The organism is Microterricola viridarii, assembly GCF_900104895.1.
GTDB classification, from domain to species: domain Bacteria; phylum Actinomycetota; class Actinomycetes; order Actinomycetales; family Microbacteriaceae; genus Microterricola; species Microterricola viridarii.
The window spans coordinates 61,425-80,853 of sequence record NZ_LT629742.1 but is presented as its reverse complement, the minus strand read 5'-3'; the positions used below and the strand labels follow the sequence as shown (position 1 = coordinate 80,853).

The following is a 19,429-nucleotide window of genomic DNA, read 5'->3' as shown; positions in this document are numbered from 1 at the left end:
CGCATGAGTACGACAGAGATGCCGCGGGCATTCCCCGAGCTGAGCACCCTGATCCAGGGGCGCTTCGAGCCGAGCGCACACTCGGCGGGCCAGCTGTTCGACCCGAACAGTGGCCAACCGCTGGCGGAGAATCGCGGCTCATCGCTCGAGCAGCTCGACCGCGCCATCGGCGCCGCGCACGCGGCGCACGAGTCGGGCGAGTGGCGCGGTCTCGGCATCGCCGGCCGGGCCCCACTGTTGCGGGCCCTGGCCGCCCGGCTCGATGAGCTGGGCGAGCAGATCGCGGTGCTCGATGCGGTGAACAGCGGCGTGCCCATCGCTGTCACGCGACTCTTCGCGGGAAGCGCCGGCGACACCGTGCGGGACGTTGTGGAGCGCGCGCTGGCCCTCGGGGACAGCCGCGCACTCGCAGCCGACGGCCGCGACGTGCGGCTGCACCGCGTGCCGTGGGGCGCCACCGCCCTGATCATGCCGTGGAACGCGCCGTCGGCGATGGCCGTCAAGAAGCTCGGCTACGCCCTCGCGGCCGGGGCCACCGTGGTGATGAAGCCGTCGCCGGCCTCGCCGTGGAGCACCGTGCTGATTGCACAGGCAGCGGTGGCCGCTGGGATTCCGTCCGGGGTCGTCAACCTCGTGTTGGGCGGCGGCGAGATCGGCTCGGCCCTCGTCGCCGATCCGCGTATCCGCGCGATCTCGATGACGGGCTCGACCCCGACCGGGCGCGCCATCGCGGCATCCGCCGGCGTCAACCTCACCCGTCTGCGGCTCGAGCTCGGCTCGAACAACCCCGCCATCGTGCGCGCGGACGCCAACGTCGCGGAGGCCGCACGAGTCATCGCCGCGGGCGCCATGAAGCTCTCTGGGCAATGGTGCGAGGCACCCCGCCGCGTGATCGCCGACCGCGCCCTGCTGCCCGAGCTGGTCGAGGCGCTGCGCGCCGAGCTCGCCGCGCAGCGAATCGGCTCCAGCCTGGATGACGGCACGCAGCTCGGGCCGGTCGCGTTCCGGGACCGCCTGATTCAGCTGGAGGGGCAGCGGGATGCGCTCCAGGCCCAGGGCGCCGTCATCCACCGGGAGGGTGCCGTGCCCGATGAGGGCTGGTTCTTCCAGCCGAGCATCGCCGTGGCCGAGGAGATCGACGTCGAGCTGGAGATCTTCGGCCCGCTCCTGACGGTGCAGCCGTCCGACGGCGATGCGCACGCCCTGGCCCTCGCGAACGCCGGCCACGTCGGGCTCGCCGGCTACGTCTTCGGCGGGGACGAGCAGGCCGCCCTGCAGATGGGCGCCGGTCTCGTCGCGGGCGAGGTGAAGGTGAACGGCAGCTCGGTTCTCGATATGGCCGCAGGCTCCGCGCAGAGTTTCTTCGGCCTGAGCGGTCTCGGCGGCCACGGAGATGCCGATGTGCTTGACTTCTTCTCTGGCACCCAGATCGTCGGTACCGACCGACCAGGGATGCCTCTCTGAACGTGAGTGCGAAGGAGGGCCAGTTGGGGGAGCGCGTGAACCCGCCCGTCGAGATCGACCCAACCGGCCTGCGGGCCCGGCCGGGGTACCACGACGTCGTCGACTTCCTGCGGCGCGAGATCGCCCTCGGCCGGCTGCGGCCGGGCGACAGGCTGCCGGCCGAGCGCAAGCTCGCGGCGCAGCTGGGGGTGGCGCGCGAGACGCTTCGCCAGGCGCTCAAGGTGTTGGAGGCCGGCGGCCAGCTGCGCATCCTGCGCGGCGCAGCAGGCGGGCCGGTGGTCCAGCAGGCCGAGCCGGATGCCGCGTCGCTGCACACGGAACTCGTGGCGCGCGGCGGCGACATCATCGGGTTCACCGAGTTCCGCGGCGTCGTCGAGGGCGCGGCGGCGCGGATGGCGGCGGAGCGGCGGAGCGACGCAGTCGTCGAACGGCTCGAGGCCGCACAGGAGGAGCTCGCCGCGGCCGTCACGAAGGCTGAGTCACGGCTGGCCGACAGCGCGTTCCACCTGACCATCGCGGAGGCCGCCGACAACCCGATGCTCGCCCACGCCATCGACGACGCCCGCGTGCGCGTCTTCGACTCGGTCGACCTGATGCCGTTCGAGTTCATCAAGGAATCGAGCTACCTGGCGCACCAGCGGATCCTCGAGGCGATCCGCGCGCGCGACCCCGAGGCGGCATCCGAGGCCATGCGGGCGCACATCGCTACAACAAAGCTGGAGTTCGAGCGCATTATCGACGCCCCCGGCGCCGACTAGCGCCATCCCCCCTCCCGTTGGTCGAGTGGGCCCGCCAGGGCCGTATCGGGACCTGGTTTCCGGCCGGAAGCCGCTCCGCGTGCGGGGTCTCGATACGCTCGTTCCTCACTACTCGACCGACCGGGGCGGCTTCAGCCGACGCGGCAGGCGTAGGCTCGATGCATGCGCGCAACGGTGATCCACGGTGAACGAGACGTCCGTATCGACGAGGTGCCGGACCCGGTGCTCTCCACCGGCGGCGACGCCATCGTGCGGGTGGTCGCGGCCTGCGTCTGCGGCTCCGACCTCTGGGGCTACCGCGGCATCACGCCGACGCCCGAGCCGCGCCGCATCGGCCACGAGTTCGTCGGCGTCGTCGAGGAGGTCGGGCCGGACGTCACGGCGGTGAAGCCGGGCGACTTCGTCATCGCCCCGTTCTACGACTGCGACTTCAGCTGTGTCAACTGCCGCAACGGCGTCAGCACCTCCTGCCTGCACGGCGGGTGGTGGGGTGGCGTCGACGAGTTCGGCGCCCTCGCCGACGGCGCACAGGGGGAGCGTGTCCGGGTTCCGCACGCCAACGGCACGCTGGTCGCGACGCCGTCGATGCCGGACGCCGCCCTCATTCCGAGCCTGCTGACCCTCTCCGACGTGATGGGCACCGGGCACCACGCCGCCGTCTCCGCCGGGGTGACCCGGGGCAGCACGGTCGTCGTCGTCGGCGACGGGGCCGTCGGCCTCTGCGCCGTCCTCGCCTCGAAGCGGCTGGGGGCTGCGCGCGTGATCGCGATGTCGCGGAATCCGAAGCGGCAGGCCGTCGCCCGCGAGTTCGGGGCGACCGACATCGTCGAGGAGCGCGGCGACGAGGGCGTCGCCCGCATCCAGGAGATGACCGGCGGCATCGGCGCCGACTGCGTGCTGGAGTGTGTCGGCACCAAGGAGTCGATGGACCAGGCGATCCGCTCGGCACGCCCCGGCGGCATGGTCGGCTATGTCGGCGCGCCCAACGGCGGGCCGGAGCTGCCCGTGCGCCCCCTGTTCAACCGGAACGTCGGCGTCAACGGCGGCGTCGCTCCGGTGCGCAACTACATCGAGGAGCTGCTGCCCGAGGTGCTGGCCGGCGTGATCGAGCCCGGCCGCGTGTTCGACCTGGAGCTGCCGCTCGCCGACGTCGCCGAGGCGTACGCCGCCATGGACGAGCGCCGGGCGATCAAGGTGCTGCTGCGGCCGTAGTGCTGCTGCGCCGCGGCAATCAGCCGCGCGGCGGGAAGACGCCCTGCAGTGCGATGCAGAAGGAGAGCGTCAGATACGGTGGCAAATTGTTGTGCGGTTGGCTGCCCCCGGCGGGGGCGACGGCGGCGAGGTTCAGATTGCTGGCAGGCGCCGACGCCGGGGCGAAGCCGCGTTGCTGCGCACGGCCGGAGCGGGGGATGGCGGGCACGTTGTCCTCGGCCGACGTCGAGGTGCCGGGTGCGTTGAGCGCTTGCAACCCGTGGCTGTGCGAGGGAATCTCGCTCTCGAGCAGCGTCACCGTCTCCGCGCCGCCCTCTTGCCCGAGGTCGTAGAGGCTGAGCCCGGGGCCCTGGCCGGGGTGCAGCGGGAAGCGCCCTTGGAGGTTCGGCAGCGCGAAGGTGCTTTTGCCGTCGCCGCCATAGGTGGTGCCGAGCAAAGAGAACAGGGCAGTGTTCTGAGAAATTGGCAACAGCTGGCCGTCGCACCAGGCCCACCCCTTGGGGGCGAAGTTGAAGGGGAACATGCGGATCTCGGCGACGAATGGATCGCTCATGGGTGCTCCTTAGATCGAGCGGGCAGGTGGGGCGAGCGGCTGGTGCTAGTTCTGGCTCGGGAAGATGCCGGTCAGCGCAATGCAGAAGTTCAGGGTGAGGTACGGCGATATATTCTGGTGCGCCTGCGAGCCCCCGGTGTTCGCGACCATGGACGGCGCCATGGACTGCAGGCGCGAGGGCGCGGCGAAGACCGGTTTCCCCGGGGCCGCCGGGATCCCGGCGGCCGGGCTCAGCTGGCCGGGCAACGTCGCGACGTTCACAGCGTGCCGATGTGCGGGCATCTCCGCCAGCGTCAGCGTGTGCGCCTGTTCGCCGCCGCGCTCGCCGAGGGTGTGCCCGCTACCCACGTGCAGCGGGGAGCGCCCCCGCATGTCCGGGAGTCCGAAGGTGGTTTGGCCGTTGCCGCCGTAGGTGGTGCCGAGCAGTGAGAACAGCCCTTGGTTCTGGTTGATCGGCAGGAGCTGGCCGTCGCAGAACGCCCAGCCCTTCGGCGGGAAGCCGAAGCTGAACAGGCGGATCTCGGAGAGGAATGGCTCAGCCACGGGAGGCCTTTCTGGAGGTGGAAGGACGGTGCTGGCGCATCAATTCTGCGCGGGGAAGATGCCGAACAGGGAGATGATGAAGCTCACGGCCAGATAAGGCGGCATGTTCGAATGCGGCTGCGACCCGCCGCTCGGGCCCAGTGACCCAGGGGCGAGCTGGACGAGGTCTGGCGACTGGGGGTCGAGCACGGCGTAGGGCGTGTCTGTCCCGCCCGCCCACACGTTGCCCTGCGCGCTGCTGCTCGTGCCGGTGACGCCCGCGGCGATGACCTGGTGGTTGTGCGTGGGAATCTGAGTTCGATTCAGCGTCACCTCCTCCACGCCGGCTGCCTGGGCCAGTGCGTGGCCGGGCCCCTGGTGTAGCGGCGCGCGGCCACGCAGGTCGGGCAGTGCGAAGGTTGACTCTCCGTCGCCGCCGTACGTCGTCCCGATCAGGTTGAACAGGGTTTCCTGCTCGGAGATCGGCAACAACTGCCCGTCGCAGAACATCCAGCCGGCCGGGGCGAAGTTGCCGCCGAACATCCGAATCTCGCCGACATAGGGTAGCGCCATTCTCAGGCCTCCAGACTGGTGAAGCTCGCGGTGTACTCGGTGCCGGATGCGTCGGCGCCGGACGGCACGAGGAAGATCTCGACGTCGCCGAGCGTGGCGTGGCTGAGGGCGAAGATGCCCTGCTCGCGTGCGTCTGCGCTGCGCAGCGTGAGCGAGAACGACATGTACCCGCCGCCGCTGCGCAGATCGCTGCACGCGGTCAGGGTCAGCTCGAGCGGCTGCCCTGCGCCGTCCGATGCGGCGAAGTCATCACCGACGACGGCGAGGAGCTCGGCGTGGCTGGGGAGCCCGGGGGTGTGCCCGCTCATGCGCTGTGTGCTTTCTTTCGGGGATCCCAGCGGAGGGCCAGGTGGCTGGCCGTCGCTGTCGCCGGCGGGTGGGAGTCGACGGCGAAGCCGTGACGCTCGTAGAGTGCGCGCGCCCGGTGGTTGGCGTGCTGAACGTTGAGCGTGATGGGCAGCGCCGCGGAATTCGCCCGGTCGATCAGCGCTCTCAGCATGGAGCTGCCGTGGCCGCGTCCCTGCTCGGTATTGACAACGGCGAGGTCGACGATGTGCAGTCCATCGGCAGTCTCTGCAAGAACCATGCGGCCGATGTCGGGCTCGATGATCCACCTCTCGGCGTGCGGGTGCGTGCCCTCGAGATGGCGCCGTTGGGCCTCGAACTGCATCGACAGGAACAACTCGCGGCTCTGGGCGTCGGGCAGCGCGTTGAGCTCCGCCTGGCGCGACTCGGCGAAGAGCTGCCGCAGGAGCGGGGCATCGCTGCCCTGTTCCGGGCGGAGGGTCACCGTCATGCGTCGCGGTTGATGAGGGCCTGGAGCTGGCGCTTCGGGCTGTCGCCGGCGGGGGAAGCGAAGAGGGTGGCCGAGGGAACAGCGGGGTGGGTGATCTCGGCAATTCCGCTCGGCAGCACGGACACGCCAGGCGCCGTGAAGATCAGGTTGAAGCGGTTCTCGTCGTCGGTGCCGATGGCCGGTGGCACGTCGTCGATGGCGGTCAGCGTGACGGCGAACGGCGTCTCGGCGAAGGTCGCGACGAAGGTCTCGCCCTCGTGGCCGGCGAAGTGCGAGCGCACGGGGAGGCCGGCGCTCGGCGCGGGGGTGAAGGCGGGAATCGGCGGGGCAAGCTGAGCGATGCCACCGGCGACGGCCGGCGTGGTGAAGGCGCCGACGGCGACGACCCCGACCGCTCCGGCGCCGACCGCCAAGACGGCTCGGCGAGAAACCTCAAGCATGGAGCTCCTTGATCGGAAGATGGACGTCGTCCATTCTTGTCGCCAGCGGCCGTGCACGCGTGGTCGAGAATTCCCCCAGTTCGGGGCCTTAACGCAGGGCTGCGCAGCAACTACGCTTTACGCTGCTGGACGGCGTCCAATATTTTTGTCGCCAAGGAATCGCTCGGCTGCCCCCGCGTCGCCATTCCGCTCCTCCTGCCCCGAACGCAGAAAGCCCTCACATACACATGCTTCCGCCCCGCACCGCCGGCCCCCTCGCTCGATCAAACCCCCGGCGCGCGGTCGCGATTGCGACCATCGTCGCACTTGCTCTCGGCGGCGCAGTGGTGGGGGTCGCGGCGCCGGCAGCGGCAGCGGCCGAGGCGTGGACGGTGACGAGCACCTCGGACGCCGGGCTGCCGGCATCCTGCGCCCCCGGATCGACCGTGAAGACCCCGGCTTCGCCGGTCACGCTGCGCGACGCGGTCTGTGCCGCAAACAACCGCGGCAACGATGTCACGACGATCACCCTGCAGGCGGGCGAGTACGCGCTGGATGCCGGGAACGGCTCGCTCAAGCTCGGCACCGTCCCCGGCTCGAGAATCACGCTGAAGGGCCCGGCCGACCGCGGCGCGATCATCCGCGGCGACGGCAAGACCTCGGTGCTGGTGCTCGACCCCGGCCTCGTCGGGGGCATCTCGACCACCCTGGACGGCCTCACGATCACCGGCGGCGTTGGCAACGAATTCGGCGGCGGCGGAATCCTCGGCGGGTCGGCCCTTGGCGCTGCCGCCGACGTCCTCGCCATCACGAATAGTGCGATCACCGGCAACAAGGCCAACTCAACCGGCTCCGCAACCAGTTTTCCGGGCGGCGGCATCCAATTCGTCGGCGGCGCACTCAGCATCTCCGGCTCCACGATCAGCGACAACGATTCCGGATCCAGCAGCGGCGGCGGCGTCGCCTACCAGGCGACCGGGGTCGCCGGCGAGAGCTTCACTGTGCGCGACAGCGTGTTCAGCGGCAACTCGCTGACCTCGGGGAACCCCGCAGCGATCGGCGGCGGCGCCATCGAATTCACCGCCGGTTCCGCTGCCGCGGGCTTCACCGCAACGATCACCGACAGCGACTTCATCGGGAACTCTCTGTCGGCGACTGACGTCCACCCCGCCCGCGGTGCCGCGATCCTGCAGAACAGTGGCGCGCTGAGCGTGCTGCGCAACACGTTCTCCAACAACAAGATCAGCGGGTACGCGACCGGCGCCGGCATTGCGATTCACGTCGCAGGCGGCGCGACCGTGGCCACCTACAACAGTTTCACCGGAAACACCGGGCCAAACGGATACAGCGTCGTCAACAGCACACTGATACCCGAGAGCGCCCCGCCCGCGTTCGCCGCCACCGTCAACGCCGCCAACAACTGGTGGGGCTGCAACCGGCTCCCCGCCGCGGGCAGTGCCTGTGCCACGGCTTCGGGCGGCGTCACCGTCGAGCCTTCGCTCGCGCTGTCGGTGAGCGCGAATCCCGCGCTGATCGCGTTGGACAGCTCGACGACGACGCTCACCGCGTCGGTGTTGACCAACTCGGAGGGGAAGCCCGTCTCCGCGGCCGAGCTGCGCGTCTTCACCGGTGCGAGCGTCGCCTGGGACCAGGTTCGCCCCGCCGGAGCCACCCTCTCTGCGCCGGGCGCCCCGCTCAACGCCGGCGTGGCCACGGTCGGATTCGACGCCCACGCGCTGCGCGGGCCGGCATCCGTGACGGCCAGCCTCGACGGCGCCGCGGCCACCGCCGTGTTCGGCATGGCCAAGGCGCCCACGTTCCCCGCGCTGACGGCGCTGGAGGCCACGGTCAACAAGCCCGTGAACGTGACGGTCAGCAGCGACGGCTATCCCGCCGCGGCCATCACGGTCTCCGGCGCCCCGCTGCCGCCCGGCCTGACGCTGCGCGACAACGGCAACGGCACAGCGACGATCAGTGGGACGCCAACGGCCGCCGTTGTGCTCACCACCGAGCTGAAGGCCGAGAACGCGGTGAGCCCGGGGAGCCCGCACACGGCGCCGTACATCGTGAACGTGCGCGAGCCGGTGCTCTTCACCTCTCCCGCTGCTACGACCTTTGAGGTCGGAACCCCCGGCTCGCACACGATCTCGACAAGCGGGTTCCCGCTGAGTGCGCTCGTGCGGGGCGGCGACCCGCTCCCCGCCGGTGTGACGCTGACCGGCGGCGCGGCCGGGGCGACCGACGCTCTGCTCAGCGGCACCCCGGCCGCGGGCACCGGCGGGCGGTACGACCTCACCCTCGCGCGCAACAACGGGCGCGATCCGAATGTCGTCCAGAGCTTCACCCTGACGGTGAACGAGGCCCCCTCTATCACGAGCTCCGCCACGCAGTCGGCGACCGTCGGCAGCGCGATGAACGCGCGCTTCAGCACGGCGAACGGCTACCCGGCCGACACGGTGCTCTCGCTCAGCGGGGATCTGCCCGCCGGCGTCAGCACTCAGGTCACGGCCGGAAGCGTCACCGGACTGGTCGGGACGCCGGAGGCGGGCGCCGGCCGCATCTACCCGCTGGTGCTGACGGCCACGAACGCGGCAGGGCTCTCCACCTCGCAGGTCGTCACCCTCACCGTGAACGAGGCGGCGAGCATCCTCACGCCGCCGAGCGACGCCAACGTCCTGGTCGGCGCCGAGGTCACCCTCACCGTGGTCGTCGGCGGCTACCCTGCCCCGAGCGGCCACTGGCAGCTCTCGCGTGACGGCTCCATCTGGACAGACCTCGGCGAGACCGGCCGAACGCTGACGGTCCAGACAACTCAGGCAGACAACGGGGCGCGCTACCGCTACTTCGTCAACCCCACACTGGTGAGTGCCGCAGCACAACTCACGGTGGGCACCGGCCCGGCAATCGGGAGCGCGAACGCCGACACCTGGCGAGTGGACGGCAGCGCGCAGCAGTTCGAGATCTTCGCCACCGGCATCCCGGATGCCGCGATCAGCGTGCTGCCGTTGTCACCGGCGACGGCTCCCAGCTGGTTGAGCATCGGTGCGAGCGCCGGCGGACGGCTGACGATCGCGGGCACACCCCCGGCCGGCTCCGGAGGGAGCTACCTCTTCCTGGTCTCCGCAAGCAATGTCTTCGGGACGGCCGCGTCGACGCCGCTGCTCCTCACCGTGGAGGAGGCGCCGACCATCACGGCGCCTGCCTCCCTGGTGCTGCCGCGGGGGTCGGCCGTGGCCGGCGCACCCGTCGTGGTGGCGAGCGGCGGCTTCCCCGCCTCGGCGTCGCTGGAACTCGACGCCGCGAGCCAGGTCCCCGCCGGCCTCGTCATCAGCCCCGGCCCACGCGGCGACTCGTTCAGCTTCAGTGGCACGCCCACCGCCACCGGCGCGTACCTGTTGAGCTTCACGGCGCGCAACTCCGCTGCCGGGCCGAGCCGGACGGTGACGATCCCCGTGACGGTGACGGCACCGCCCGTCATCAACGCCCCCGCGTTCGCGGAGCTCGCGGTCGGCGGGAGCGGCTCGATCGCGGTGACGGTGACCCCCGGGTTCCCCGCAGTGGCGAACCTGAACGTGATCGGGTCTCCCGGATTCGCGGTGGAGTCCACTGGCGCCGGCAGCTTCGCCCTGACGGCCGATGCGAGCGTGGGCGCGGGCAGCTACAACGTCCAACTGGGTGCTGACAACGGTCTCGACGTCAGCGATGTGCACGTCATCCTCGTGACGGTGCGACAGCCCCCTCTCATCACCGCGCAGCCGACGGCGCAGACGGCACGGGCCGGCAGCACCGCGACCTTCTCTGCCAGCGCGACTGCCGCTGTGCCGACGACGGGAACGCTGACCGCCCAGTGGCAGCGTTCGGGAGACGGCTCGACCTGGGCCGACGTGCCCGGGGGAACCCTGAACGGCGGCACGGCAAGCCTCGACGTCACTGCCGTGCAGCTGCAGAGCGGCGCCCTGTACCGGGTGGTCTTCACCGACGGGGCGAGCACTCCCAGTGACCCTGCGGCGCTCACGGTCGTCACGCCCGCGCAGCTGACCAGCGCAGGCTCCGCAGGCTTCGCGGCCGACGTCGCCGGCAGTTTCACGGTGACGGCGTCCGGGACCCCGACGCCCGCGATCACCGCCACCGGCTTGCCTGCCGGCCTGAGCTTCCTCGACAACGGGGACGGCACGGCGACCATCTCCGGAACGCCGCCGATCGGCACGGGCGGTGCGCAAAGCGTCACGCTCAGCGCCAGCAACGGGCACGGCGCTCCCGACACGCAGACGCTGGCTCTGACGGTGACGGAGAAGCCGGCGATCACCTCGCCGGATGCCGCCACCATCGCCGTCGGCGCGGCTGCCTCCGTCGCGGTGACGAGCAGCCCCGGCCACCCGGGCGCCGTCGCGCTGACGCACACGGGCACACTCCCGGCCGGGGTCACGTTCGCCGACAACGGCGATGGCACGGCCGCCTTCACCGGCAGGCCGAAGGCAGGCAGCGGCGGCGACTACCCGCTGACGCTGACCGCACGAAATAGTGCGGGGGCGAGCACCCAGGCGTTCACGCTGACGGTCACCGAGAACCCGGCGATCATCTCAGCGGATGCCGCGTCGATCGAGGTCGGCTCGGCGGCATCCATCGGGGTGACGAGCAGCGCCGGGCACCCGGGGGCGGTCTCGATCGCCCAGTCCGGAGCTCTGCCGGCCGGCATCACCTTCACCGACAACGGCGACGGCACGGCCGGTTTCACGGGCACGCCCGAGGCCGGCGCCGGCGGCCGCTACGCGCTGACGCTCACGGTGAGCAACGCCACCGGATCGGGCAACCAGGCGTTCACCCTGATCGTGGCCGAGAAGCCGGGCTTCACCTCCCCGGACGCCGCAACGGTCACCGTCGGCACGGCCGCCGCCGTCTCGGTGACCAGCAGCCCCGGCTATTCGGGCACCGTCGGCATTGCGGTGAAGGGCGGGCTGCCTTCTGGCCTGACGTTCACCGACAACGGCGACGGCACGGCCGCCTTCACCGGCACGCCGAAGGCCGGCAGCGGCGGCGACTACGCGCTGACGCTGACCGCGAAGAACACGGCGGGAGCGAGCACGCAGGCGTTCACCCTCAGCGTCCATGAGGCCCCGGCCTTCCGCAGCGGCTCCAACGCGGCCTTCACCCGCGGCGTCTCGGGCAGCTTCACGGTGGAAGCGGCATCCGGGAACCCGCGCGGCGTTGCGCTGAACCTCGCCGGCGCCCTGCCGGCCGGGCTCGCCTTCGCCGACGCCGGCGACGGAACGGCTGCGATCAGCGGCAGCACCTCGGATGCCGCCGGCGACTACCCGGTGACGCTCACCGCGACGAACGGCGCCGGACTGACGGCGACGCAGACGCTGACGATTCGCCTGGCCACAGCCGAGGCCGCGACCCCGCCGGGCACCGTTCCCGCCGGCAGCGGCTCGCTCGACGGCGTGCCCGCGAGTGCGGCGCCGGGCGCCAGCCTGAACCTGGTCGCCGCCGGGTACGCGCCGGACTCGCCCGTCGTCTTCGTGATCTACTCGGAGCCGACAACACTGGCCACGGTGACCGCGAGCGCCGACGGGATCGCCCGCGCGACCGTCACCATCCCGCGCGGCCTCACGGGCACGCACTCCATCGTCTCGATCGGCACCTCGCCGACGGGGGCGGAGCTCGTCCTGCGCACCGACATCCTCATCGCCTCGGACGGCGGCACCCCGGGCGGCAACCCCGACGGCGGCACGGACGGCGGAACCCCCGGCGGCAAGCCGGCACCGGGTGTGGGTGGCGGGACGGGCCTCTCGTCGAGCGGATTCGAGGGCGGAGGCCTGGCGCTCGGAGCACTGACCGTGCTTCTGCTCGGCCTCGCCGTGACCGTCGCCGCGACGCTGCGCCGGCGCCGCAGCCGCGAACTGGCCGAGGCAGCGCCGACGGAGTAATGGCCGCCGTGTGCCGCCGCCCGACGAGACGGGCGGCGGCACACGGCACCACCACGACCACCACCACCACGGGTGCAGCCGGCACCCGGCGTCCTAGGCTGGTGGTCATGTCCACCAATGACGGCGGGAACAGGGCCGCAGCCCCGCGGAGCGAGCTCGGCCTGCGTGCCGACTGCGGCAGCTGCTTCGCACTCTGCTGCGTCGCGCTGGCGTATGAGAAGTCGGCGGACTTCCCCGTGAGCAAGCCGGTGGGGGAGCCGTGCCGCAATCTGCAGGACGACTTCCGCTGCGGAATCCATGCGACGCTCCGGCGCGACGGCTGGAAGGGCTGCACCGTCTACGACTGCTTCGGCGCCGGGCAGAAGGTGTCGCAGATGAGCTTCGGCGGCACCTCCTGGCGGCAGGCGCCCGAGACGCAGCGCGACATGTTCGCCCTGCTGCCGGTGATGCGCCAGCTGCACGAGCTGCTCTGGTACCTGAGCGAGGCGAGCGAGCGGGCGACGGATGCCGTCGGCGCAACGACCGCCGGGCTGCCCGCCGCCCTGCGTACCGCGCTCGCCGAGACCGACGCCGCGACCCGCCTGCTGCCCGGCCAGCTGCTGAGCCTCGACGTCGACGCCCACCGGGCGGGCGTGAACACCCTGCTGCTGCGGCTGAGCGAGGCGGTGCGCGCCCGGCATCCGGAGACGAGCAGGGTCGACAAACGCGGCGCCGACCTCCTGAGCGCGAAGTTGCGCGGGGCCGACCTGCGCGGGGCGAGCCTGCGCGGCGCCTGCCTGATCGCGGCCGACCTCCGCGGCGCAGACCTCCGCGACGCCGACCTGATCGGCGCCGACTTGCGCGACGCACAGCTGGCGGATGCCGACCTCAGCACGGCGCTGTTCCTCGCCCAGACCCAGCTGAACGCCGCCATCGGCAACGCAGCGACCCGCATCCCCGCGTGGCTGGAGCGCCCCGCGCACTGGCTGGCCGGCTGACCGCCCCGCGCCGAGACGACGAAGGGGCCCCCGCCGGCGCGGGAGCCCCTCGTTGCCGTGTGCGTGCTTAGTTGTTCAGCAGCACGATCTCGTCGAGGGCGAGGCGCACGCGCGGTGCAACCTCGCGCTCGCGCAGAGCCTCGGGCAGCGCGGCGGCGTCGCCGAGCTTGCCGATGGTCATCACCGAGGTCGGCACGAAGGTCTCGGCGAGGTCGAACGCCGCGCTGATCGCAGCGCGGTCGAAGCCGCCCATCTGGTGCACGTGCAGGCCCTCGGCGTGCGCCTGCACGCTGAGGTGTGCGACGGCCTGGCCGAGGTCGTACTGAGCCCACGGCATCGGGTTGCCCTCGGCATCCGCGGTGACCGCGATGTTCACCACGAGGGCGGCGGCGCTGCCGGCCCACATCTGGTTGAAGCCCATGAGGGTGGCGGCGATGGTCTCGAAGGTCTCGGTGCCGCGGCGGGCGATGATGAAGCGCCACGGCTGAGTGTTGCTCGCGCTCGGCGCCCAGCGGGCCGCCTCGAACACGCCGGCGAGTGCGCCGGCCTCGAGCACGGCGTCGGGGTCGAAGGCGCGGGGGCTCCAACGCTCGGCGAGAACGTCGAGAACGGGGGCGCTGGTCTGGGCGGTACGGGGTGCAGATTCGAGCAGAGTCAAGGTATTCCTCACAGTAAAGCGGCGTGCAGTTCAGCCACAACACTGGGGCATCTCGGGGTAGAACGTGAGTGCGCGCGGATCTATTCCACGCCCACGCGATTCTCTTCGAGCGGATGCCGGCGCACCGGCATCCGCTCGCAGGGCCAAGCGGCGAGCAGGGCCAAGCGGCCCGCTAGCCTGCTGCCAGCTCGCGCGCGATGGCGTCGACGAAGGCGTCGATGTCGGCCTCGGTGGTGTCGAAGCCGGCCATCCAGCGCACCTCGTTCTTGGCGGCGTCCCAGTCGTAGAAGCGGAAGCTCTCGCGGAGGCGGTCGGCGGCGCCGTCCGGCAGCTGGGCGAAGACCGCGTTGGACTGCGTCGGCTGCGAGAAGCTCAGGCCGCTGATCGAGCCGTCGGCGATGCCGGCCTCGAGCGCGCCGCGGAGGCGGGCGGCCATCGCGTTGGCGTGGCTGGCGTTCCGCAGGTACAGGTCGCCCTCCAGCAGCGCGATGAACTGGGCCGAGACGAAGCGCATCTTCGAGGCCAACTGCATGTTCATCTTGCGCAGGTATTTGAGCCCGGTGGATGCCTCGGGGTTCAGCACCACGATGGCCTCACCCATCAGCAGGCCGTTCTTGGTGCCGCCGAAGCTCAGCACGTCGACGCCGGCGTCACGGGTGAAGGCGCGCAGCGGCAGGTCGAGGGCGGCCGCGGCGTTGGAGATGCGGGCGCCGTCCATGTGCAGCTTCATGCCGAGCGAGTGGGTGTGCTCGGCGATCGCGGCGACCTCGTCGGCCGTGTAGGCGGTGCCGAGCTCGGTGGTCTGCGTGATCGAGACGACGGCAGGCTGGGCGCGGTGCTCGTCGCCCCAGCCCCAGGCCTCCTTGTCGATCAGCTCGGGGGTGAGCTTGCCGTCCGGGGTCTCCACGGTGAGCAGCTTGATGCCGCCGATGCGCTCCGGGGCGCCGGCCTCGTCGCTGTGGATGTGCGCAGTGCCCGTGCAGACCACGGCGCCCCAGCGCGGCAGCATCGACTGGATGCCGGTGACGTTGGCGCCCGTGCCGTTGAAGACGGGGAACGCCTCGACGCCTTCGCCGAAGTGGTGCGCGAAGACCTGCTGCAGCTTCGCGGTGTACGCGTCGTCGCCGTAGGCCACCTGGTGGCCGCCATTGGCCGCGGCGATGGCCGCCATGATCTCGGGGTGCACGCCCGAGTAGTTGTCCGAGGCGAAGCCGCGCGAGTTCAGGTCATGCAGGGAGTCAGTCACCGCTCTATCCTCGCACCCAGCCGCACGCAGTTTTCGTGCGCTGGGCGCAGCTTCGCTGCGGCATCCGCCCCTCCCGCCCCCTCCCACATGCGTCGAGACTGCGCGACTTGTAGTTCAGGGCCTCCTGAACTACAAGTCGCGCAGTCTCGACGGGGTGTGGTGGGCGGGGGAGGGTCAGCGCTTGAGGGCCTCGGTGAGCTTGACCCGGGCGCCGAGCCGCAGCAGCGAGTTGCTGTAGATGCGCGAGCCGAGCGCGAGGGTGAGCACGGTTGTGACCACCAGGATGGCGAGCGAGAGCAGCGGCTCCCACCACTCGGCCGTGCCGAGGAAGATGCGCATCGGCATGCCGACCGGCGCCGAGAACGGCACGTAGCTCATCACGGCGAGCACGGTCGGGTTGTTGTTGAAGAGGATCACCAGGATGTAGGGCAGCATCACGAGGATCATCACGGGGGAGGTCACCGAGCCGATGTCCTCGGAGCGCGACACCATCGAGGCCGTGGCCGCGTAGAGCGCCGCCAGCATCACGAAGCCGATGGCGAAGAACACGACGAACCAGATCACCGAGCTGCCGAGGGTGCCCAGCAGCACCTTCTGGCTGGTGACCACCATGCCGAGGATCGCCAGCGCCGCGATTGCCACGATCTGCAGGAACGCCATCACACTGTTGCCGACCACCTTGCCGGCCAGGAGCGCCCGCACCGGGATCGTCGACATCAAGATCTCGACGATGCGGGTCTGCTTCTCCTCCACGACGCTCTGCGCGATCGTGGTGCCGAAGGTCATCGCCGACATGAAGAAGACGAGCCCGAAGCCGATCGCGACGAGGTAGATCAGGAACGGGTTCTGCCCGGGCTCGTCGAGCAGCTCGATCGTCGGCCGGATGCTCAGGGCGCCGACGACGTCGCTCGGGGCCTGGTCGAGCCCGATCACGGTGACCGGGTTCGCGGATGCCGCGTCCTCGCTCGGCACGACGATGGCGCTCACCTCGCCGTCGCGCAGCATCTGCTCCGCCTGCTCGAGCGAGTCGGCGGTGACGGCCTCCAGCGAGTCGGTGCCGGCGATCGCGCTGCTCGCGGCATCCGCGGAGCTGCCGATCACGGCGACCTTGGTCAGCTCGGGGTTCTGGCTGGCCAGGCCGCCGAACATGACCGAGGCGAGCACGGCGAGCATGAGGATGCCCGTCGAGATCAGGAACGCCTTGCTGCGCATCCGCACGCTGATCTCGCGGCCGGCGACGAGGCCGACACTGCTCATCATGCTCGGGGTGGTGCGCGTGCCGCGCGGGGTCGTCGTCGTGCTCATCAGCGGATCACCTCTCGGAAGACCTGGGCAAGGGAGGGCTCGTGCGGGCCGAAGCTGGCCAGCTGGCCGCTGGCCACGGCGCGCTCGAGCACGGCGGCGCGGGCCTCGTCGCCGGCCTCGAACAGGGCGTAGCCGCCGTCGAAGTCGATGACAGAGACTCCGGCGACCTCACGCAGCCAGCCGGCGTCGCCGGTGCCGCCCTCGCCGCCGCCCAGCAGGATCTCGTAGCGGGAGGAGCCGTGCTGCTTGCGCAGCGCGTCGGTCGAGTCGTTGGCGCGGATCCGGCCGTCCGCGATGATCACCAGGTCGTCGCAGAGCCGCTCGACGATGTCGAGCTGGTGCGAGCTGAACAGCACGGGCGCCCCGGATGCCGCATGCGACTGCAGCACGCCGAGCACGACGTCCACGGCCATCGGGTCCAGGCCGCTGAACGGCTCGTCCAGCACCAGCACCTCGGGCTCGTGCACCAGCGCGGCCGCGATCTGGGCGCGCTGCTGGTTGCCGAGCGAGAGGCTCTCCACGGTGTCGTTGCCGCGCTCGCCGAGGCCGAGCTGCTCCAACAGGGCAGTCGCATTGCGCTTGGCCGCCGCCGGCGCGAAGCCGTGCAGCCTGGCCAGGTAGACCAGCTGCTCGTGCACCCGCATCTTCGGGTAGAGCCCGCGCTCCTCCGGCATGTAGCCGAAGCGGCGGCGGTCGGCCGCCGTCAGCGGTGCTCCGTCGAGGCTGACCGTGCCGGCATCCGCGCTCAGCACCCCGAGGATGATGCGCATCGTCGTGGTCTTGCCCGCGCCGTTGCCGCCGACGAAGCCCGTCATCCGGCCGCGGCCGACGGTGAAGCTCACATCCTGCAGAACGGCGCGCTCGCCGTAGCTCTTGTTGACATTCCGGATCTCTAACACGGGGGCACCTTTCGCTGCGGTGCTCTCAGGTTACGAGCCGCGGATACCGCACGGCATCCGCCGCACGGCGGGTTTCCGTGTCGGCCTCCGCCGCACGGTGGATGCCGGTGGCCGCTGGCGTGGCGGGCGCTGTCAGGGCTTCGCTCGTTCCTCGCTCAGCCGACGAGGGGTGAGGCGCTCAGCCGACGTGGGGGTGCACCTCTTCCCGTTGGCTCGAGGGAGCTTGCGACCGAAGCCAACGGGCCGAAGTGTCAGACGGTCTCAGGGCTTCGCTCGTTCCTCGCTCAGCCGACGAGGGGAGAAGAGCTCAGTCGACGTGGGAGTAGCGGTCAGCCGACGAGGGGAGGGTCGACGCGGGGAGGAGCCGACCCGCTCGCTCAGAGCGCGTCGAAGCGGCTCTCCTCGATGTCGAGCACCCGCTGCACCGCGGTGATCGCCTCGGAGCTGTAGCTGCCGAGCGCACGGGCGTCCAGCAGCTCGGCCCGGGCGGTCTGCCGCATCCGCTCGTCCAGGATGCGCATCTGCGACAGCGCGTCGATCTCGCTCGCCGAGTCCTCGGCGAGCTCGACCGCCGCCGCCCGCTGGTACCGGCGGCGCAGCCCGGCCACGACGGCGGGGTCGGCCGGGATGCCGTCGATCACGGTCTGCTCCGGGTCGTCGAGGACGGCGACGGCGGCGCGGTTCACGGCGTCGAGCAGCTCGTGCGTCTCGGCCTGGCGCGCCTCCTCGCCGCCGCCGCTGATCCGGGTCTTGCGGATCACCGCCGGCAGAGTGCCGCCCATGCCCAGCAGCGTGACGATGGCCACGATGAAGGCGACCAGGATCATCGTGCTGCGGAAGGGGATCGACGGCGGCAGCGACTGCGCGGCAGCCAGCGTGACGACGCCGCGCATGCCCGCCCAGGAGATGACGAAACTCTCCCGCCACTCCAGCCCCTCCGAGCGGTAGAAGTCGCTGTCGGCCTCGTGCTTGCGCAGGCGCCGCAGCACGCCGCTCTTGCGGCGGATCTGGCGCTCGGTCTCGGCGGGCGCGGCCTCGATCCGGTCGCGGAAGCTGTCGCGGTGCAGATCGCCGCGCTCGACCCGCCTGCGCTCCGACCGCCGCAGGTACGCCATCTGCAGGAACACGAAGAGGAAGCGGATGACGACGACGAGCGCGGTGAGGATGAGGCCGAGCAGCAGCGCAAACGGCACGCCGCCCTCCTCCCCGGAGACGTCTTCGATCAGCGCGTGCAGTTCGAGGCCCATCAGCAGGAACACCGCGTGCTCGAGGATGAACTGCACGGTGGCCCAGTTGGTGTGGTCGCTGATGCGCTGGTTGGCGGCGAAGCGGCTCGCCCCGCGGTGGCCGGTGACCAGCCCGGCGGCGACGACGGCGATCACGCCGGACGCCCCGAAGTGCTCGGCCGGCACGAAGGCGATGAAGGGGATTGCGAAGGAGATCGTGGTGGTGACCACGGGCTCGCTGATGCGCGCCCTGATCCACACCGTGACGAAGCCCACAACGAGGCCGATGCCGACACCGAGGGCCGAGGCGTAGACGAAGTCGCCGGCGACCTCCCACAGGCTCACCGCGCCCGCGGTGGCCGCCACCGCCGAGCGCAGCAGTACGAGGGCGCTCGCGTCGTTGACCAGGCTCTCGCCCTCCAGCACCGCGACGAGACGGCTCGGCAGCCCGAGCCGCTTGGCGATGGACGTGGCGGCGACGGCATCCGTCGGGCTGATCACCGCGCCCAGCGCGATGGCCGCGGCCAGGCCGAGTCCGGGCATCAGCAGGTACAGCAAGAACCCGACGGCCACCGAGGTGACGACGACGAGCGTCACCGAGAGCCCCGCGATGGCCCGGAAGTTCCGACGGAAGTCGGTAAACGCGACGTTGACGGAGGAGGAGTAGAGCAGCAGCGGCAGCACCCCGGCCAGGATCCACTCCGGCGGGATGTCGATGGGCGGGAAACCGGGCAGGTAGCCGATGGCGACGCCGACGACCAACAGGATCAGCACGGAGGCGATGCCCGTCTTGCGGCCGAGCACCGCCGCGCCGACGATCAGGGCCACGGCGATTACACCGAGAACTGTTGGTTCCATTGCCCTGCACTCGATCCTCTGCCACGGGTCGCCGCG

At 71.1% G+C, this 19,429-nt stretch carries 16 protein-coding genes; 5 read left to right on the top strand and 11 right to left on the bottom strand.

All coding sequences use genetic code 11. The annotated features are described in order from the left end of the window. Positions 1 to 3 precede the first annotated feature (3 nt). The 3 genes from BLT62_RS00385 (at position 4) to BLT62_RS00375 (ending at position 3,434) form a co-directional block, all read left to right on the top strand. Positions 4 to 1,464, top strand: a complete 1,461-nt coding sequence (locus BLT62_RS00385) for an aldehyde dehydrogenase family protein (RefSeq protein ID WP_083362271.1) — start codon at positions 4 to 6, stop codon at positions 1,462 to 1,464. A gap of 2 nt (positions 1,465 to 1,466) precedes the next feature. Next, positions 1,467 to 2,222: a FadR/GntR family transcriptional regulator gene (locus BLT62_RS00380; RefSeq protein WP_083362270.1), complete on the top strand. Its 756-nt coding sequence runs from the start codon at positions 1,467 to 1,469 to the stop codon at positions 2,220 to 2,222. 162 nt (positions 2,223 to 2,384) lie between these two features. Then, positions 2,385 to 3,434 (top strand): zinc-dependent alcohol dehydrogenase family protein, encoded by a 1,050-nt coding sequence (locus BLT62_RS00375; protein WP_083362269.1) that lies wholly within the window; start codon positions 2,385 to 2,387, stop codon positions 3,432 to 3,434. A 19-nt stretch (positions 3,435 to 3,453) separates the two neighbouring features. On the opposite strand, the gene BLT62_RS00370 is transcribed toward BLT62_RS00375, so the two are convergent. The 6 genes from BLT62_RS00370 to BLT62_RS00345 are packed head-to-tail and all read right to left on the bottom strand — an operon-like array spanning position 3,454 to position 6,318. Further along, positions 3,454 to 3,987, bottom strand: a complete 534-nt coding sequence (locus BLT62_RS00370) for a phage tail protein (protein WP_083362268.1) — start codon at positions 3,985 to 3,987, stop codon at positions 3,454 to 3,456. A 45-nt stretch (positions 3,988 to 4,032) separates the two neighbouring features. After that, positions 4,033 to 4,530 carry a phage tail protein gene (locus BLT62_RS00365; RefSeq protein WP_083362267.1) on the bottom strand — a complete coding sequence of 166 codons (498 nt, stop codon included), beginning with the start codon at positions 4,528 to 4,530 and terminating at the stop codon, positions 4,033 to 4,035. Positions 4,531 to 4,569: 39 nt separating this feature from the next. Beyond that, the gene (locus BLT62_RS00360; protein ID WP_231919291.1) at positions 4,570 to 5,052 is read right to left on the bottom strand and encodes a phage tail protein; all 483 of its coding nucleotides are present in this window, start codon (positions 5,050 to 5,052) and stop codon (positions 4,570 to 4,572) included. A 32-nt stretch (positions 5,053 to 5,084) separates the two neighbouring features. Then, the gene (locus BLT62_RS00355; protein WP_083362265.1) at positions 5,085 to 5,390 is read right to left on the bottom strand and encodes a DUF6916 family protein; all 306 of its coding nucleotides are present in this window, start codon (positions 5,388 to 5,390) and stop codon (positions 5,085 to 5,087) included. Further along, positions 5,387 to 5,878 carry a GNAT family N-acetyltransferase gene (locus BLT62_RS00350; protein ID WP_083362264.1) on the bottom strand — a complete coding sequence of 164 codons (492 nt, stop codon included), beginning with the start codon at positions 5,876 to 5,878 and terminating at the stop codon, positions 5,387 to 5,389. Before BLT62_RS00350 ends, BLT62_RS00355 begins: the two co-directional genes overlap by 4 nt. Then, on the bottom strand, positions 5,875 to 6,318 hold the full coding sequence (locus BLT62_RS00345; RefSeq protein ID WP_156786195.1) for a DUF6916 family protein: 444 nt from the start codon (positions 6,316 to 6,318) through the stop codon (positions 5,875 to 5,877). Before BLT62_RS00345 ends, BLT62_RS00350 begins: the two co-directional genes overlap by 4 nt. 371 nt (positions 6,319 to 6,689) lie before the next feature. On the opposite strand from BLT62_RS00345, the gene BLT62_RS00340 reads away from it, so the two are divergent. Further along, positions 6,690 to 12,224, top strand: a complete 5,535-nt coding sequence (locus tag BLT62_RS00340) for a beta strand repeat-containing protein (protein ID WP_156786194.1) — start codon at positions 6,690 to 6,692, stop codon at positions 12,222 to 12,224. A 107-nt stretch (positions 12,225 to 12,331) separates the two neighbouring features. After that, positions 12,332 to 13,201, top strand: a complete 870-nt coding sequence (locus tag BLT62_RS00335) for a pentapeptide repeat-containing protein (RefSeq protein WP_083362261.1) — start codon at positions 12,332 to 12,334, stop codon at positions 13,199 to 13,201. A gap of 67 nt (positions 13,202 to 13,268) precedes the next feature. On the opposite strand, the gene BLT62_RS00330 is transcribed toward BLT62_RS00335, so the two are convergent. From BLT62_RS00330 to BLT62_RS00310, 5 genes are all read right to left on the bottom strand, one after another. Further along, positions 13,269 to 13,859: a nitroreductase family protein gene (locus BLT62_RS00330; RefSeq protein ID WP_083362260.1), complete on the bottom strand. Its 591-nt coding sequence runs from the start codon at positions 13,857 to 13,859 to the stop codon at positions 13,269 to 13,271. Positions 13,860 to 14,031: 172 nt separating this feature from the next. Then, entirely contained in the window at positions 14,032 to 15,105 is a 1,074-nt protein-coding gene (locus BLT62_RS00325) for a threonine aldolase family protein (protein WP_083362259.1), read from the bottom strand. A 174-nt stretch (positions 15,106 to 15,279) separates the two neighbouring features. Beyond that, positions 15,280 to 16,410 (bottom strand): ABC transporter permease, encoded by a 1,131-nt coding sequence (locus BLT62_RS00320; protein ID WP_083362258.1) that lies wholly within the window; start codon positions 16,408 to 16,410, stop codon positions 15,280 to 15,282. Continuing rightward, the gene (locus BLT62_RS00315) at positions 16,410 to 17,309 is read right to left on the bottom strand and encodes an ABC transporter ATP-binding protein (RefSeq protein WP_083362257.1); all 900 of its coding nucleotides are present in this window, start codon (positions 17,307 to 17,309) and stop codon (positions 16,410 to 16,412) included. The genes BLT62_RS00320 and BLT62_RS00315 overlap by 1 nt, the downstream gene beginning before the upstream one ends. A gap of 377 nt (positions 17,310 to 17,686) precedes the next feature. Continuing rightward, the gene (locus BLT62_RS00310; protein WP_083362256.1) at positions 17,687 to 19,393 is read right to left on the bottom strand and encodes a cation:proton antiporter; all 1,707 of its coding nucleotides are present in this window, start codon (positions 19,391 to 19,393) and stop codon (positions 17,687 to 17,689) included. Positions 19,394 to 19,429 lie beyond the last annotated feature (36 nt).

What these genes read in the sequence shown, in the direction of transcription:
- BLT62_RS00370 (WP_083362268.1), bottom strand. Translation starts at nt 3,987, where the DNA reads ATGAGCGATCCATTCGTCGCCGAGATCCGCATGTTCCCCTTCAACTTC.
- BLT62_RS00360 (WP_231919291.1), bottom strand. Translation starts at nt 5,052, where the DNA reads ATGTTCGGCGGCAACTTCGCCCCGGCCGGCTGGATGTTCTGCGACGGG.
- BLT62_RS00375 (WP_083362269.1), top strand. Translation starts at nt 2,385, where the DNA reads ATGCGCGCAACGGTGATCCACGGTGAACGAGACGTCCGTATCGACGAG.
- BLT62_RS00345 (WP_156786195.1), bottom strand. Translation starts at nt 6,318, where the DNA reads ATGCTTGAGGTTTCTCGCCGAGCCGTCTTGGCGGTCGGCGCCGGAGCG.
- BLT62_RS00350 (WP_083362264.1), bottom strand. Translation starts at nt 5,878, where the DNA reads ATGACGGTGACCCTCCGCCCGGAACAGGGCAGCGATGCCCCGCTCCTG.
- BLT62_RS00335 (WP_083362261.1), top strand. Translation starts at nt 12,332, where the DNA reads ATGTCCACCAATGACGGCGGGAACAGGGCCGCAGCCCCGCGGAGCGAG.
- BLT62_RS00355 (WP_083362265.1), bottom strand. Translation starts at nt 5,390, where the DNA reads ATGAGCGGGCACACCCCCGGGCTCCCCAGCCACGCCGAGCTCCTCGCC.
- BLT62_RS00310 (WP_083362256.1), bottom strand. Translation starts at nt 19,393, where the DNA reads ATGGAACCAACAGTTCTCGGTGTAATCGCCGTGGCCCTGATCGTCGGC.
- BLT62_RS00320 (WP_083362258.1), bottom strand. Translation starts at nt 16,410, where the DNA reads ATGAGCACGACGACGACCCCGCGCGGCACGCGCACCACCCCGAGCATG.
- BLT62_RS00385 (WP_083362271.1), top strand. Translation starts at nt 4, where the DNA reads ATGAGTACGACAGAGATGCCGCGGGCATTCCCCGAGCTGAGCACCCTG.